Consider the following 15,171-nt stretch of genomic DNA (forward strand, 5'->3'; position numbering starts at 1 on the left):
GAAAGAGAGCGGTCCCACCGCGGTCGTACCCCCGCGCTCCTGACTTCGGGCCACCGTCTCGTCCGCACTCGCCACCGCGAAATACGGAGTCCACGTGGCCATCCTCGCTCCGAAGCCGGACATCGCCGAGACGCCGGCGACCGGCACCCCCTTGACCCGTGCGAACCGGTACTCCCTGCCCAGCTTGCCCGCGTGCCACTCCCAGCCCAGTACGGCGTGGTAGAAGTCCTGCGCGGCCCGCAGATCGCGGGTGGCCAGGCTGACCCAGCAGGGCGCTCCGAACACCGAGTGGCTGGAGACAACCGCACGGTCGAGTGTTCCGTCGCTCTTCATCGCTGTACCGTCCTGACCTCACTGGCCGGCAGCGGCTGGACACGAGTACTCCGGGATGTCGGAGCCGTACGGCACGCGACCGACATCCGCCCAGCCCGGGGAGGCCTTCCGCACCGGAAGGCCTCCGACGGCTCAGGAGTACCCGCGGATCCGCTGTCTCATCAACTCCAGCATCCCGCGCCTCGGCCTCCCACGCACCACACAAGGGCAGAAACGGGCATAAACGGATTTATCCTAGGGGTCGCTCGAAGGTCAGAAGCAGCCCCTCCACCGCGCCGGGACCTATGCGGCCCTTGACATCGGCGGACGTGATCGCCTTGAGCGCCCAGCCGTCCCCGGCGTGCTTGTTCAGAACCTTCTCCAGCTTGTCGCTGTCCAGCGCGTCGCCGATGAGCGACTCCCGGAAGGTGACGACCTTGTACTCGTACGTGTAAGCGCTGCTCATGACTGCGGGGTTCTCCTGCGGTTCGAACGGTATGGCCGGGCCCACCCAATCACTGTTCGATGCCGTGGCACAGGGGAGGGGCCGTCCGTACGGATACCTTTGGTGAAGCTTCATGGAGGGTCGGTCCGGGGCGTGGGGAAGGACCGGCCGGGCGGAGGGAACTCATGGACAAAGCACCGGGCAGTGGCCGCATACGCGCGACCGAGGGGACTTCCGGAGGCGCCGCCGCGGGCGAGGGGGGCGTGGACGGCTTCGCCGGGCTGCGGGCGCGCGACTTCGGCTACCTCGACGAGGGCGGCCACACCTATCTCGACCACACGGGCGCCGGGCTTCCGCCACGCTCGCTCGTCACGGGGAGTGCCGAACGGATCACCGGCGGGTTATTCGGCAACCCGCACTCCGAGAGCCCGGCCTCCCGCGCCTCGGGACTGCTGCTCGCCGAGGCCCGCCGCGCGGTGCTCCGGCACTTCGGCGCGGACCCCGCCGAGTACGCCGTGATCTTCACGGCCAACGCCACGGGCGCGCTGCGGCTGGTCGGCGAGGCGTATCCGTTCGCGCGCGGCAGCAGGCTGGTGATGTCGCTGGACAACCACAACTCGGTCAACGGTCTGCGCGAGTACGCGCGGGCCGGGGGAGCCGAGACGGCGTACGTCCCCGTGAGCGGGCACGGCCTGCGGATCGACGAGGAACGGCTGGGGGAGGCGCTCACCGCGCACGGACGCGGTCCCGGGCGTCACCTGAGCGGCCTGAGTCGCCTGGGGCGCCTCGGGCGGCGCGGTCGCGTGGAGCCGCGCGGGCTGCTGGCCTACCCGGCCCAGAGCAACTTCACCGGCGTCCAGCATCCGCTGGAATGGATCGCACGGGCGCAGGAGCAGGGCTACGACGTCCTGCTCGACGCGGCCGCCTTCGTGCCGACGAACCCGCTCGACCTCGGCCGGTTCCACCCGGACTTCACCGTCGTCAGCTGGTACAAGGTCTTCGGCCACCCCACCGGCATCGGGAGTCTGATAGCCCGCCGGGAGGCCCTCGCCAAGCTGCGCCGGCCCTGGTTCTCCGGTGGCACGATCTACGCGGTCAGCGCGCAGGCGCAGTGGCACGTCCTCGCGGCCGACGAGGCGGCCTTCGAGGACGGCACGGTGAACTTCCTGTCCGTCCCGGACGTCACCGCCGGGCTGGAGTGGATCGACCGCCTCGGCATGGACCGGGTGCACGCCCACGTCACCGCCCTCACCGGCCAACTGCTCACCGGCCTGGGGGCGTTGCGCCACAGCGACGGTTCCCCGATGGCCCGCGTGTACGGCCCCCTGGACGCCGGGGCGGCCCGTGGCGGCACGGTCGCGCTGAACCTGTTGGGAGCGGACGGCCGGGTCGTCGACGAGCGCGTCGTCACCCGTGACAGCGCCGCGCGCGGTATCTCGCTGCGGACCGGCTGCTTCTGCAACCCGGGTGCCGGCGAGGCGGCGTTCGCCCTCCCGCTGCGCCGGCTGCGCTCGGCCGCGGGCAGGCAACTCGGTTCGATGGAGGAGTACTTGGACCTGCTGCAGTTGCCTTCGGCGGGTGCCGTCCGCATCTCCCTGGGCGTGTCGTCCCAGCCGAGGGACATCGAGACGTTCCTGACGTTCGTGACCCAGACCTACCGCGACCGGGTGCCGGGGGTGACGGGGCTGGCGGCTCGGGTGGGGTGCTGAGGGCCTGGCGGGGGTGACAGCGGTCGTGGACCTGGACGCGCCCGGCGGACCGGCCCACCGGGTCGCCGAAGCCGCCCGTGGCCGCCGGGCCCGGCCCTCAGCGTCCCGCCCGGCTCCGCACCGCGCCCTCCCGGCACTTGCGCACCAGGACCGCCCACGTCACCGCGAGGAACAGCACCGCGAACCCCGCGAGGACCAACCAGCCGCGGCTCGCCGGATGACCGAACGAGTCCCCGTACGAGTCCAGCAGCGGCGGTCCCAGGGGCGACGCGCCCGTGCGCCACAGCGACTCCAGGCCGACCCCGCTGCCCAGTGCCTCGAACGCCCACCGGTTGGTCATCGCCCAGCTGATCGCCTCCCCGGCACCGGTCATCCGCGGCACCGGCACGAACGCCCCCGAGAACAGCACCTGAGGGAAACACAGCAGCGGCAGCATCAGCGTCGCCTGGCCCGGCTCCGTCACCGCGGCCGAGGCCAGCAGACCCAGCGCGAGGGCCGCCGCCGAGGCCAGCACGCTCGACACGAACAGCGAACCGTACGTGCCCCACCCGGCCGCGGGCAGCCGGTCCAGCGCCCGCAGCACCACCAGCAGCAGTACGTCGGCGACCGCGAGCACCGGCAGCATGGTGGTCAGCTTCGACGCGACGTAGGGACCGATCCGCAGCCCGGCCAGCCATTCCCGGCGCAGCACGGGCAGCTCCGTGCAGATCTGCAGCAGCCCGTACGTCAGGCCGAAGAAGAACGCGCCGAACGCGATCCAGAACATGATCATCGCGGTCGATCCGGGGTCGGGCGCCGCGCGATCGAAAGCACCCGCCCGGAAGAGCACCGCGAACATCGCCACGATCATCACCGGCGAACCGGCAAGGACGGCGACCGAGAGCCGGTTGTGCAGGAGCAGGGCGGTACCGCGACGGGTGAGCAGTGCCCATTGCCGTACCGCACCAACACGCCGGACAGGAGCCGGCGGCGGGGCGTCGGAGTCGAGCACGTCCGGCGGCGCGGCGCGCTCGACGCGTACGCCCTGGGCCACCGCCTCGTACACCTCCTCGACGGTGCCCACCCCGAACGCCCCGCACAGCGGGCCCGGTTCACCGGCGTAGGCGACCTCGCCGTCGGGGGAGAGGAACACCACCTGGTCGCCGCGGAGCAGATCGGCGAGCGTGTGGGTGGTGAGGACGACGGTGGTGCCGTCCTCGGCCAGCGCGCGCAGGGTCCGCAGCAGGGCGGCACCGGTCACCGGGTCGAGCCCGGAGGTGGGCTCGTCGAGAAAGAGCACGCGAGGGCGGGTGAGCAACTCGGCGGCGATACTGGCCCGTTTGCGCTCCCCGCCGCTCAGCGCGCGCACGGGCGTCGCCGCCCGGGAGGAGAGACCGAGAGCCTTCAGGACCCGGTCCACGCCCGCGGCCACCGACTCGGGCGTCGTGCCCGGCGGCATGCGCAGACCCGCCGCGTACACCAGCGTCCGGCGCAGCGGCAGCTCGCGGTGGATGATGTCCTCCTGCGGAACGAACCCGAACTCCGGCCCCGGAGGGCCGGGTCGCGCCCCGTCGTGCAGGACCGACCCGTCCGTCGGCGCGCGCAGTCCGGCGAGCGTCTGCAACAGGATCGTCTTGCCCGCCCCGCTGCTCCCGGCGATCACGGTGAGCCGCCCCGGCGCGACGTCGAGGGACACGTCGTGCAGGACGTTCCCCGCGCCGGGCATGCGCTGCCCCACCGAACGGGCCTGTAGGCGCAGGCCGTTGACCGAGGTGGCGGAGGCTTCGGCGGACGAGGACGGCTGCATGGGCGTCTGCATGGGTGCAGCATGCCAGGGGCCGGCGCACCGCGCGGCCCAACCGTACGTGCGGGCTCCTCGGAGGACGCGGCGTGCCGCGCGGGCTACCCCGGCGTCGCGAACCCCGGCGACCGGGCCGGCTCCGGGCGATGGACTGTCGATGCCGCCTCCGCGCGATGTGGGCATCGCGCCATGCGGCTCCTCCGCGTCATGCGGCCTGACATCGGGGGAATTGGCCCGGGCCGCGACCGCACACCCCGTGATGGTGTGCCGCCGCAGCACGGAACACTCCGTGGGATCCGCGTCGGAGCGCACACGGGCTCCCCCGTCCCCGCTGCGCGACGACCGGTCCGCACGTCGTGTGGTGATCCTGACAATCCCCGGCCATTCATGTCAACTGCTCTAGTCGAGTACGGCTATTGGAGTATCTTCCGCTCTGGCTGGCAGGGTCCCGCAGCGGCTAAAGTCTCGGAAGTCAACGTGCAGTTCGCGCCCCCCGTCCGACATCAGGAGACCTGCCGGTGAGAGAAACGCGCCGAGCGCTCGCCGAGACCCTAGGCCGTATCGGCTCCCTGATCGCGGACGGGCGCAGCCGCGACGACGTGCTCGACGTGGAACGGCTCTCGAACGAGAGCGGCGTCCCGCGAGACGTCATCAGGATGCTCCTGGACGGCGAGGAGCCCCCCGCCGAGGACGTCACCGACCGGATCGTCCGCCGCATCGCCCACCTGCGCGAGACGCGCCTGCGCCCCGACGGGACGCGGCACTCCTACGACGAGATCGCCGCCTCCTACGGCGCCTCCCGGGCATCGCTGTCGAACCTCGTGAACAGCCGGCGGAAGACGCCCTCGACGCAGACGCCCTCGACGCAGACGCCTTCGCGGCAGGCGTCCTCGCAGCAGACGGTGGAGCGGCGACCGGCCCGCTCCGGTGGCCCGCTGGCATCCACCCAGGCCGGCATCGAGACGTTCTTCTTCGGCCAGCCCAACGGCTGGCTCTCCGCCGAACCGCAGGCCTCGCTCAACAACGCCCTCCAGCCCATCCTGCGCGGCCTGGAGGGTCGGGCGACCGATCCGATGGCTCGGCTGCGCAGTACGCACGGACTGCGGGAGTTGGCCGCACGCGCCCCGCAATTGGCCGAAGAGGAGCTTCAGTTGGTGACTGACTGGATCGACACCATCCTGCAGCGCAGAAACGCTCAGCGGGCGCAGGGTCCGGGATCGGACAGTTCGCACACCGAAGGGCACTGATCATGGGGGCATTTGGTCGTACGCAGGCGTGTCGCCGCCCGAGGCGGGAAGCTCACGCCGCGCCGTCCGCCGGGCGCAGCCACCGGCAGACGTCCCGCGCGCGGGCCGGAGTGGGTCCGGAACGCCTCGGATGCGCCAGGCCCGGATGCGCGCGTATCCCATTTGATCGGTATTTGATCCCCCTCAGCTTGCTGCACACCGCAGAGCCTGGCGTGGCCGACAAGGCACCTTGTTTGGCATATTGACAGGCCGAGTTGGGCGTACCTTCGGCCGGGTGGGTGCAGGCAGGGTGGGATCGACGGGCGCCGTGCGGCGGTGCCCCATGCTGAAGTTCGCGGGGGAGAGCGGTGCGCACAGGCAGAGCCAAGGAGATGCGGAACCTGATCGGCCAGTTGGCCGACGGAGTGAGCCTGCCCGTACCCGCCGCTCCTGACGCGCTGTTCGACGCGCTCATCGCCGTGGTCGCCGACATCAGGGGGCGCGAGGTCGTCCTCCTCAAAGAGGAGTTCCCGCACCGCACCGCCACGGGACTGTGGCTCGACATGCCGGACCACGACATCGTCCTCGTCGACAAGCGCGCGGCGCCCGTCCACCAACTGGCCATCCTCTGCCACGAGATCTGGCACATGATCAAGGGCGACTGCGGCCACCACGCCGCCGGGATCCCCGTCGCCGCACGCGTGCTGAGCGACCGGGCCGATGTGCGGCAGACGGTGAGGGCCGTGGCCGCGCGTACCGAGTTCCACGAACGATCGGAGCAGGAAGCCGAGACCTTCGCCCTGCGGGCGGTGACGCATCTGCGGATCTGGCTGGAAGGGGAACCCGGCAGCCTCGCCACGGACCGGTCCCAGATCGCCGGCCGGATCGGCGCCTCACTGGGACACCGCCGGTCCCAGGTCTGAGCCGTGAACGCCTCGCGCTACTACATACCCGCGCTGGCCCTGTGGGCCGGCCTCGGAGTGAAACTGCCGGATCTGATCCGAACCTGGCGTGACCCACTGGTCCGTTCGGTCTGCTGGGTGATCTTCCTCGGGGGCGCCGGATTCCTCTTCGCCGCCCCGCCCACCGTCGCCGCCGTGAACAGAGCGAGCGGCGTCCCGAATCTCGCCGCCCCGCTCGACTACGTCATCGTCAGCGCCTACAGCGCCGCCTGCCTGCTGCTGATCCTTCACTGGCGCGGCGGGCCGGCCGACCATGTACGCCGTCTCGCCCGACGCTGGCAGATCGGCTACAGCGTGCTGATCACCTTGATCATCGTTCTCTTCGTGGCGGGGGACGCCCCGGTCGAGCGCCGTACGGATCTCGACACCTACTACGCCACCACGCCCTGGATCGGGCAGATGATCGCGCTGTACCTGCTCGGTCACATCACCGCGGCGGTGGCCACCACGGCGCTGTGCCGGCGGTGGGCGCTGGAGGTGCGCGGATGGCTGCGGGCCGGGCTCTGGCTCCTGGTGGCCGGATGGCTGCTGAACCTGTCCTTCAGCACCCTGAAGCTGACCGCGGTGGCGGCGCGGTGGGCCGGCGGGGACTGGGACGTGCTGAGCACGAGCCTGGCGCCCGGCATGGTGAGCCTGGCCGCCACCGTCGCCACCGTCGGCTTCACGGTGCCGCTGTTCGGGCCGCGGCTGGGCGTGCTCTGGCACACCGTGGTGACCTGGAGGCGGCTCGGCCCGCTGTGGCGCGAACTCAGCGGCGCCTCCCCAGGGAATCCGCTCGCCGCTCCGATCCCCTGGTCTTCGTCGTACGCCGTGCGGCTCACCCGGCGTGAGGCGGGCATTCAGGACGGGCTGAACCTCCTTCGCCCGCGTCTCGACGACCGGGTCCGTGCCCGGGCGCAGGCAGCGGCTCGGTCCGCGGGACACGGCGACGAGGACGCCTCCCGCATCGGCCTCGCCGCGATGATCGCCGCCGCCGTCCGGGTCCACCCCGGCGGCGCGGGCGCCGAGACCGCCGTACTCGACCACTCCGCGGGCCTCACGGCGCGCGCCACCTTGATGGGCGTGGCGGATGCCTTGCGTACGTCCCCCATTGTCGCGGCGGCCCGCGCGGCCGCTGTGGCCGCCGCGGCCCCCGCTGACGAAAGAACCCCGTCATGAGCCCGCACGACGTGCCCCCGCACCGGCCCGTCCCTCCACCGCACACGCCCCGATGGGCCACGGCGCCCTTTCCGCCGTCCGACGGACCGACCCCACGTACATCCCCGGAAGGCGGGCAGGCCTAGTGGACAGCGGCATCGTCTTCTACATACCCGGCACTCTTCTTTTGGTCGCCGCGGGACTGAAGCTGTCGGCGGGTACGGGCCTCTGGCGGGATTCCCTGGTCGCTCCGAGCAACGCGATCCTGCTGGTCGGCTCCGCGGTGTGCGTCCTGTCCGCCCCGCCCACGATCCGGTACGTCAATGACGCGACCGGCGTCGCCAACTTCAGTGCCCCGCTGGTGTACGCCGGCATGACGGCGCTCAGTGCGAGCTACCTCGTCCTCATGATCCGGTGGAAGGGCGGGCCCCCTGAGACGCAACAGCGCGCCGCCCGGCTCGTATTGGGCGTCTACGCAATGGTCATCGCCGGAATCTGGACCCTGTTCGGCCTGGCCGAGGTCCCCGTGGAACGGACCCAGGACCTGGACACGTACTACGCCAACACGCCCTGCATGCGTGAAATGATCGTGCTGTACATGGTCGCGCACACGGCCGCCACCGTCGCTCTCGCGGTCATGAGCGTGAGCTGGCTGCGAGAGGTGCGCGGCGTGACCCGCGTCGGTCTGATCCTGCTCATCGTCGGCCTGACGTTCGACGCGGGTTACCAGATCGCCAAGTACACGGCCATGGCCGCCCGCTGGAACGGCGTGGACTGGGATGTCCTCTCCACCAACGTGTCCCCACCACTCGTCATGCTCGCCGGCGTCACCACCGCCGCAGGCTTCGCCGTCCCCCGGGTCGGGCCGCCGGCGGTCGACAATCTGCGCGCGTGGAGGCGCTACCGGCTGCTGAAGCCCCTCTGGGCGGAGCTGCGGACGCTGCGCGCGCCGACCGAGGGGATCATCCGCTGGTGGGATCCGCCGGTCGTGCGTCTGGCACGCCAGGAGATCGCCATCTGGGACGGGGTTCTGGCCTGCTCGCCCTATCTCGATGACCAGGTGCGCGCGACCGCGTACGCCGAGGCCGTGGCCTCACTCGCCGCCGATGGCACCCGCGGTGTCCGGTCACCGCACCAGGCCACGGTGGTGGCCGAAGCGGCCATGCTGGCCGCGGCCCGTGTACAGGTCTCCCGCGATGGCGGCGCGGAGGTGCCGACGAGAGCGGGAACCCTGGAGTCCACTTCCCAGCCGCAGCTGATGGTGCTTCTGTCGCGCGCGCTGTCCTCGTCCCCCATCGTCGCCCAAGCACGACGGCAGGCCGCCGCCCGTACGGCCGCCGGCCGTGACTGAGACTCCCGCTCCCCGCAACAGAAAAGAGTGCACCCTATGTCGTCGTCTGCCAGCACCGCCTCCCGCCGTACCGCGGTGGTCATCGGAGGGGGTATGACGGGCATGCTCGCCGCGGCCGTGCTCGCCGACTTCGCAGACGTGCGGATCATCGAACGCGATGTGCTGCCCGACGGCCCCCACCCCCGCAAGGGGCTGCCGCAGGCCCGCCATGCCCACGTGCTGTGGTCCGGCGGCGTGAAAGCCCTCGATGACCTCCTGCCCGGCATCATCGACCAACTCGTCGACCAAGGCGCCCACACCCCGCGCATCATGACCGACCTGGTCTCCAAGGCCCCCTCGGGGCAGTGGTTCCGCAGGTTCACCCACACCCGCCACACGAACCTTCTGTGCAGCCGTGACCTCCTCGACGCGGTGATCCGCACCAGGGTCCTGCGGGACCCCCGCATCACCCTCCACGAGCAGACCGAACTGGTCGCCCTGCTGGGCGACGGGGACCGGGTGACCGGCGTCCGTATCCGCGCGGAACAGTCCGAGACGTCCCTCTCGGCCGACCTGGTGATCGACGCGAGCGGACGCGCCAGCCGCGCCCCCGTCTGGCTGCGGGAACTCGGACTTCCCCCGGTCCAGGAGCGCACGGTCGACGCCGGTATCGGCTACGCCAGCCGGATCTACCGCGCACCCGGCAGCGCCGCGGACGGCTTTCCCATCGTCAACGTACAGGCCGACCCCCGCCGGATCCCCGGCCGCGGCGGCGTCATCGCCCCCATAGAGGGCGGCCGATGGCTCGTGACGCTCTGCGGATCCCGCGGCGGGCAGCCCAGCAGCGACAACGACGAGTTCATGCCCTTCGCCCTGAGTCTGCCGCACCCCGTCATCGGCGAACTGCTGGCGAACGCCAAACCCGAGACCGACGTCATCACCACCCGTAGTACCGCCAACAAGCGGCGGTACTACGAGAAGGCCGCCCGCTGGCCCGACGGCTTCGCCGTGCTCGGCGACGCCGTCGCCGGCTACAACCCCGTCTACGGCCACGGGCTGAGCGCCGCCGCACAGAGCGTGATCGCCCTGCGCCGCGTCCTGCGGCAACAGGACCTCGGCGCACCCGGTACCGCCCGGCGCGTCCAGAAGGCCGCGGCGCGGCCGGTCGAGAACGCCTGGAGCCTGGCCGTGGGGCAGGACGTGTTCTACCCGGACGCCAGTGACCAGCCGCCCACCCGGCTCGAACGGACCCTCGCCGCCTTCGTCGACAAAGCCGTCGACGCCGGCTCACGCAACCCCTACGCCCTGCGCATCCTCCTGGACGTGATGAGCATGGAAAAACCGCCCTCCCGGCTGCTCATGCCCGACATGCTCGCGCTGGTCTGTCTCGGCCGAAAGACGCCGCCCCTGGAAGGCCCGCCCCTGACGAAGCACGAGCGCGAAGCCACCTCGTGATGTGTGAGCCGATTCCCGCGCGGGTTTGCCCGCGCAGGCGACGACCGGCTCAAGGCGCCCTCAGGAGCCGGCGGCGAGCCACGGCATCGGGTCGGTGTACGTGCCGTCGACGAGTACCTCGAAGTGGAGGTGTGGTCCGGTCGACAGGCCGGTCGAGCCGACGAAACCGATCACCGTTCCGGCGTCGACGCTCTGGCCCGAGGTGACGTGAAGGGCCGACAGGTGGTTGTACGTCGTCTCCACCCGTCTTCCGCCGATGGTGCCGTGATCGATCACGATGCGGTTGCCGTAGGCCTTGGTCATTCCCGCGAACACGACCTGCCCCTGCCGTGCGGCGGATATCGCAGCCCCCTGTGGCGCGGCGAAGTCGACGCCCGTGTGCAGCTTGGTCACGCCGGTGAGCGGGTGCTGGCGCGTGCCGAAGGGTGAGGTGACCACGAGAGAGGTGAGCGGCGGTGCCAGCACCGCGTTCGCCGTCCCGCCGCCGGAACTCCCGGGTTCCGCCCGGTCGTACGTCTTGTAGCGCGGGAGGAGTGCCTTGACCTCGGTGACGTAGGTCCGTGCCTTCGTGGGGACGTGCCCCGCCCGGGTCACCGCGTCCGTGCCCACCGTGTAGGCGGCGAGGGTGAGGTCGAGGAGCTCTCCGGTGACCGTTCCACGGGTTTTGAGACGGGTGGCCTTCTCGGCGAGAGCACAGTCCTCATGGGCGAGCGCCATGATGGCGTCCACCGGGTCGCGGGGCGAGGACCGTTTGTTGCCGTCCTCGTCCTTGCCCCAGGTCCGCCACTGCGCGTCGGTGAACCCGGCGATCCCCGTCTCACCCGAGAGCGTGGCGAAGTCGGTGTCCCAGCTGGAACGCTGTTCGATCTGGGCCGCGAGGACGGACGGCTTCAGGACCGTGCACGACTTGGCCGCCGCACGCAGCCAAGGGACGTAGGCGTCCTCGACGTGCTCGGCGACCGCGCCGTCCGCGACGACCGCGCTGTTCGTACTCGGGGCCGGCGACAGAAGAGTGGTCAACCGGCCCGTCGCCGTCATGAACCCGGCGAACCCCAGCACGGCGGTCAGCCCCGGCAGGACCAGCAGCGTGAACGGTCCGGGGCGGCTTCTGCGCCGGGTGCGCGCAACCCCGGGCTCGGGTGGCGACTCGGGGGTCCTGATACTCACCAGGGGACGCTAGCGTTTCGTCCGCCGGACTTCAGGAGGAGCAGAGGCAAGGTCACGTGCCCGTTCGGGCACACCGTGGCGGGCGAAGAAACCCCTCGCGGCGCTCATGCGGTCCTTCCTCGGCCCGGAGCGAGCGCGTCGATCCACTCGCGGACGGCCCGGGCCGTCGTGGGGGCGTTCTCCTCCAGCACACCGAGATGGCTGCCGGGAGCGTCCACCGTGTCGTGGGGGAGCGGCCAGGACGACCGCCACCGTTCCGGCATGTCCGGCAGTGGCTCGCAGGCGCGCACCAACAGGGTGGGAACCTGGATGGGTCGAGGGTCCCAGCCGCGGAACATGCGGGTGTACGCGCCCAACGACAGCAACGTCAGATCGTCCACCGCGCTGTCGAACCGCTCGCCGGCGGCCACGGGGATCCGGGCGGGCATCGCCAGCAGCCAGGGCTCGGCTTCCCGGTCGGGGGTGACGTGGTACGAGTCCACCAGCACGAGTCCGGCCGGGGGCGTGCCGTCGGCTGCCAGACGGGCGGTGACCGCGTGGGCGGCCGAACCGCCCATGGAGTGGCCCACGACGACGTAGGGGCGATCGCCGAGGTGCCGGCGGACGGTCTTGGCGTGCAGTTCGGCCAGTGTCTCCAGGTCCCGCGCCACGGCGACTCCGGAGTCGACGCCGGGGTGGCGCAGTTCGAAGACGTCCCGCTCGCCGTCGAAGGGGCGGGCGAGCCCCTCGTACCAGGGCCGACCGAGGTTGGTGGCGAAGCCGGGAACGCAGACGAGTGCCGGACCGTTCGCCCCCGAGGCCAGTCGCAGCGGCGGTATCGCGTGCCGGGCACCTTCGTCGTGGCCGAAGGTGGGTGCGGCGAGGGAGGCGCTGACGAGGAGATACATCGCGGAGACGACATCGCCCGTTGCGCAGACCTGCCGATAGAGGGTCGGCAGCGACATGCCGGTCCCGCGCCGGCGCTCAACCGTCGGGACGGCGGGGCGGGTCGGTTCATGACGCCGATCGCCCTCCGGCGGCCCGGCCGCAGTGGCCTTGTCGGCCAGGACGCCGCTCAGCTCGGCGTACACGTGATCCGCGAGCCGCTCCGCATTCGGCCAGTCGTACGCGACGGTGGCCGCCAGCGGGATTCCGGCCAGCAGGCTCAGCCGGTTGCGCAGCAGGACGCTCATCAGCGAGTCGAGACCCAGCTGCGGGAAGTCCCGGTCGACGGCCTCGGTCCGCGTATGACCGAGCACCGCGGCGACCTCGGCGCGGACCAGTTCCACCAGGGCGGGTGCCCGCTCGGACGGCGGCAGGGCCGCGAGACGGTCCCGCCAGGCCCCGGCGACACCCTCCGGCTCCGTCACCCCGCTCGCCACCCCGTTCGCCGCCGAGGGCGAGGCCGTCGGCCGGGCTGGGCGCAGCAGCCCGCGCAGCGGCGGTGGAACGGGTGCCCCGGCGGGCAGCGCTCCCGGCGAGCGGTCCAGCGGCAGCGGTGCGAGGACCGGCTCACCGCCGCCCAGCGCGGCGTCGAACAGTGCCAGCGCCTGTTCCGGGGAGACCGCGCGCACCGCCCCGCCGTGCACCCGGCCCGCGCGCGCCGCCATCCCGTCGTCGTCGGCCCAAGGACCCCAGGCCAGGGACAGCGCGGGGAGGCCGTGGGCGGTGCGGTGACGGGCGAGCGCGTCCAGGAAGGAGTTCGCAGCCGCGTAGTTGGCCTGGCCGGGATTGCCCAGCAGCCCGGCGGCCGAGGAGAACAGGACGAACCGCGACAGCGGCAGATCCTTCGTCAGTTCGTGCAGCTGCCAGGCCGCGTCGGCCTTCGGCCGCAGTACGGCCGTCAGCCGCTCGGGGGTCATCGCCTCCAGCACGCCGTCGTCCAGGACGCCGGCCGTGTGCACCACGGCGGTGAGGTCGAGCCCGAACTCCTTGATGAGAGAGGCCAGTTGATCTCGCTCGGCGATGTCGCAGGCCACCAGGTCCACCCGCGCCCCCGCTCCTTCGAGCTCGGAGCGCAGCGCCTGCGCCCCCGGAGCCCGCTCACCCCGTCGGCTGACGAGCACGAGATGCCGTACGCCGTGCCGTTCGACCAGATGCCGGGCCAGCAGCGCCCCCAGGGAGCCGGTGCCGCCGGTGATCAGGACGGTGCCCCGGCCGAGGGAGCCGTCCGCCACCGCCCCGGTTGTGGCCGCAAGCCGAGGGACACTCAGCAAGCCGTCCCGGATGGCCAGTTGGGGTTCGCCCGTGCCGAGGGCGGCAGGCAGCAGCCGTGGCGACTCGGGCCGGCCGTCCACATCCACGAGCGTGAGGCGCCCGGGGTACTCGGCCTGCGCGGCCCGCAGCAACCCCCAGAGTGTCGCGGCGGGCAGGTCCGGCGCCGCGTCGGCGGCGCCACGTGTGACCACGGCCAGCCGCCCGGAACCGGCGAGCCGCGCCCGCAGCGGATCCAGTGCCCGTACGGTCAGCGCGTGGGCCGCGGCGGCGGGGTCGGTCCCGTCGTCGGCGCGGGCGGACAAGGACACCACGACCACCTCCGGAGCGTCCGCGGACCCGGCCGCCGTGTCCCGTTGCGGCAGGAACGCGGCCAGCCCCAGGTCGTCGGGTTCCTCCACCGCGACGGCGGGTCCTTCGCCGACAGCCGGAACGCCGGTCCACCGCAGCCTGTACAGCTCTCCGACCGGGGGGACACCCGACTTCGGCACCGCTCGGGTCGTCATCGACTCCAGCCTGGCCACGGGCGCGCCGGAGGGCGTGGCGAGATCGACGCCGACCGTGTCCGGGCCGGTGTTCCTGATGCGTACGCGCAGCGCCGTGGCCCCGGTCGCGTGCAGCGTGAGGCCCTGCCAGGCGAACGGAAGCCGGGCCGGTCCGGAGGGCGGCTCGGCAAGCAGTCCCGCATGCAGGGCCGCGTCCAGCAGTGCCGGGTGGAGCGCGTGACGCCGGGCGTCCGGGAGCGACACCGGGCCGACTTCGGCGAACAACTCCTCGCCGCGCCGCCACAGGGCCCTGACCCCCCGGAACGCCGGCCCGTACGCGAGACCGGTGGCGGCCAGCCGTTCGTAGGCGTCGGTGAGATCCACGGGTGTGGCATCCGGCGGCGGCCACGCGCCGAGCGAGGCAGGGCGCTCCAGGACACCCGGAACCGCCGGTCCGAGCCGACCGGTCGCATGGTGCGTCCAGGCGCCGAGCGCACCGGACTCCTCCGGCCGCGCGTACACGTCCGCCGTGCGCCGCCCGGCGCCGTCCGGCTCGCCCAGGGCCACCTGGACCTGGATCCGCTCGTCGTCGCCGGCGGGGAGGAACAGCGGGGTGAGAAGGGCGAGATCCTCCAGTACGGCGAGTCCGCACGCGTCGCCGGCATGGAGCACCAGGTCGGCGAACGCGGCCCCGGGCACCAAGGCGTGGCCGCCCACGACATGGTCGCGCAGCCACGGCTGGGCCGCGCCGGACAGCAGGCCACCGCACAGCACACGCTCGGTGCCCGGCACGGTGACCGCCTGAGTGAGCAGCGGATGGCCCAAACCGGCTGCCGCGTCGGTGGCGGGCTCGGACAGCCAGTAGCGCTGCCGCTGGAAGGGATGAGTTCCTTGACCCGGCCGGTGACCTGGAGATGGCCGTTCGCGCCGAGCCGGCCCAGGTCCCCGGTGCGGTACCAACCGCCGGAGA

The 15,171-nt window shown here is 72.1% G+C and carries 10 protein-coding genes and 1 pseudogene; 6 read left to right on the plus strand and 5 right to left on the minus strand.

The annotated features are described in order from the left end of the window. Together ACIQTP_RS36495 and ACIQTP_RS36500 are read right to left on the minus strand one after the other, a co-directional pair. Window positions 1–333: pseudogene (locus tag ACIQTP_RS36495) on the minus strand (VOC family protein); the annotation flags it as partial. 229 nt (window positions 334–562) lie between these two features. Beyond that, window positions 563–778: a DUF4177 domain-containing protein gene (locus ACIQTP_RS36500; RefSeq protein ID WP_381949859.1), complete on the minus strand. Its 216-nt coding sequence runs from the start codon at window positions 776–778 to the stop codon at window positions 563–565. Between the two features lie 164 nt (window positions 779–942). On the opposite strand from ACIQTP_RS36500, the gene ACIQTP_RS36505 reads away from it, so the two are divergent. Beyond that, window positions 943–2,466, plus strand: a complete 1,524-nt coding sequence (locus tag ACIQTP_RS36505) for an aminotransferase class V-fold PLP-dependent enzyme (protein ID WP_403408069.1) — start codon at window positions 943–945, stop codon at window positions 2,464–2,466. A 97-nt stretch (window positions 2,467–2,563) separates the two neighbouring features. On the opposite strand, the gene ACIQTP_RS36510 is transcribed toward ACIQTP_RS36505, so the two are convergent. Continuing rightward, window positions 2,564–4,264 carry an ATP-binding cassette domain-containing protein gene (locus tag ACIQTP_RS36510; protein WP_403408071.1) on the minus strand — a complete coding sequence of 567 codons (1,701 nt, stop codon included), beginning with the start codon at window positions 4,262–4,264 and terminating at the stop codon, window positions 2,564–2,566. A gap of 500 nt (window positions 4,265–4,764) precedes the next feature. On the opposite strand from ACIQTP_RS36510, the gene ACIQTP_RS36515 reads away from it, so the two are divergent. The 5 genes from ACIQTP_RS36515 (at window position 4,765) to ACIQTP_RS36535 (ending at window position 10,356) form a co-directional block, all read left to right on the plus strand. Next, window positions 4,765–5,493, plus strand: coding sequence for a hypothetical protein (locus ACIQTP_RS36515; protein ID WP_403408073.1), 729 nt, complete (start codon window positions 4,765–4,767; stop codon window positions 5,491–5,493). Between the two features lie 347 nt (window positions 5,494–5,840). Next, window positions 5,841–6,395 carry a toxin-antitoxin system, toxin component gene (locus ACIQTP_RS36520; RefSeq protein WP_403408075.1) on the plus strand — a complete coding sequence of 185 codons (555 nt, stop codon included), beginning with the start codon at window positions 5,841–5,843 and terminating at the stop codon, window positions 6,393–6,395. Window positions 6,396–6,398: 3 nt separating this feature from the next. Next, a complete protein-coding gene (locus ACIQTP_RS36525; RefSeq protein ID WP_403408077.1) occupies window positions 6,399–7,592 on the plus strand; it encodes an MAB_1171c family putative transporter in 1,194 nt (397 codons plus the stop codon). A 124-nt stretch (window positions 7,593–7,716) separates the two neighbouring features. After that, a complete protein-coding gene (locus ACIQTP_RS36530; RefSeq protein WP_403408079.1) occupies window positions 7,717–8,922 on the plus strand; it encodes a DUF6545 domain-containing protein in 1,206 nt (401 codons plus the stop codon). A 36-nt stretch (window positions 8,923–8,958) separates the two neighbouring features. Next, window positions 8,959–10,356 (plus strand): FAD-dependent oxidoreductase, encoded by a 1,398-nt coding sequence (locus ACIQTP_RS36535; RefSeq protein ID WP_403408081.1) that lies wholly within the window; start codon window positions 8,959–8,961, stop codon window positions 10,354–10,356. Window positions 10,357–10,416: 60 nt separating this feature from the next. Here ACIQTP_RS36535 and ACIQTP_RS36540 read toward each other — a convergent pair whose 3' ends face one another. Both ACIQTP_RS36540 and ACIQTP_RS36545 read right to left on the minus strand, forming a co-directional pair. Continuing rightward, window positions 10,417–11,517: a M23 family metallopeptidase gene (locus ACIQTP_RS36540; RefSeq protein ID WP_403408314.1), complete on the minus strand. Its 1,101-nt coding sequence runs from the start codon at window positions 11,515–11,517 to the stop codon at window positions 10,417–10,419. Between the two features lie 110 nt (window positions 11,518–11,627). Then, on the minus strand, window positions 11,628–15,161 hold the full coding sequence (locus ACIQTP_RS36545) for a type I polyketide synthase (RefSeq protein ID WP_403408083.1): 3,534 nt from the start codon (window positions 15,159–15,161) through the stop codon (window positions 11,628–11,630). Between the last annotated feature and the right edge of the window lie 10 nt (window positions 15,162–15,171).

This window comes from Streptomyces sp. NPDC090798 (assembly GCF_044768965.1).
GTDB lineage: Bacteria > Actinomycetota > Actinomycetes > Streptomycetales > Streptomycetaceae > Streptomyces.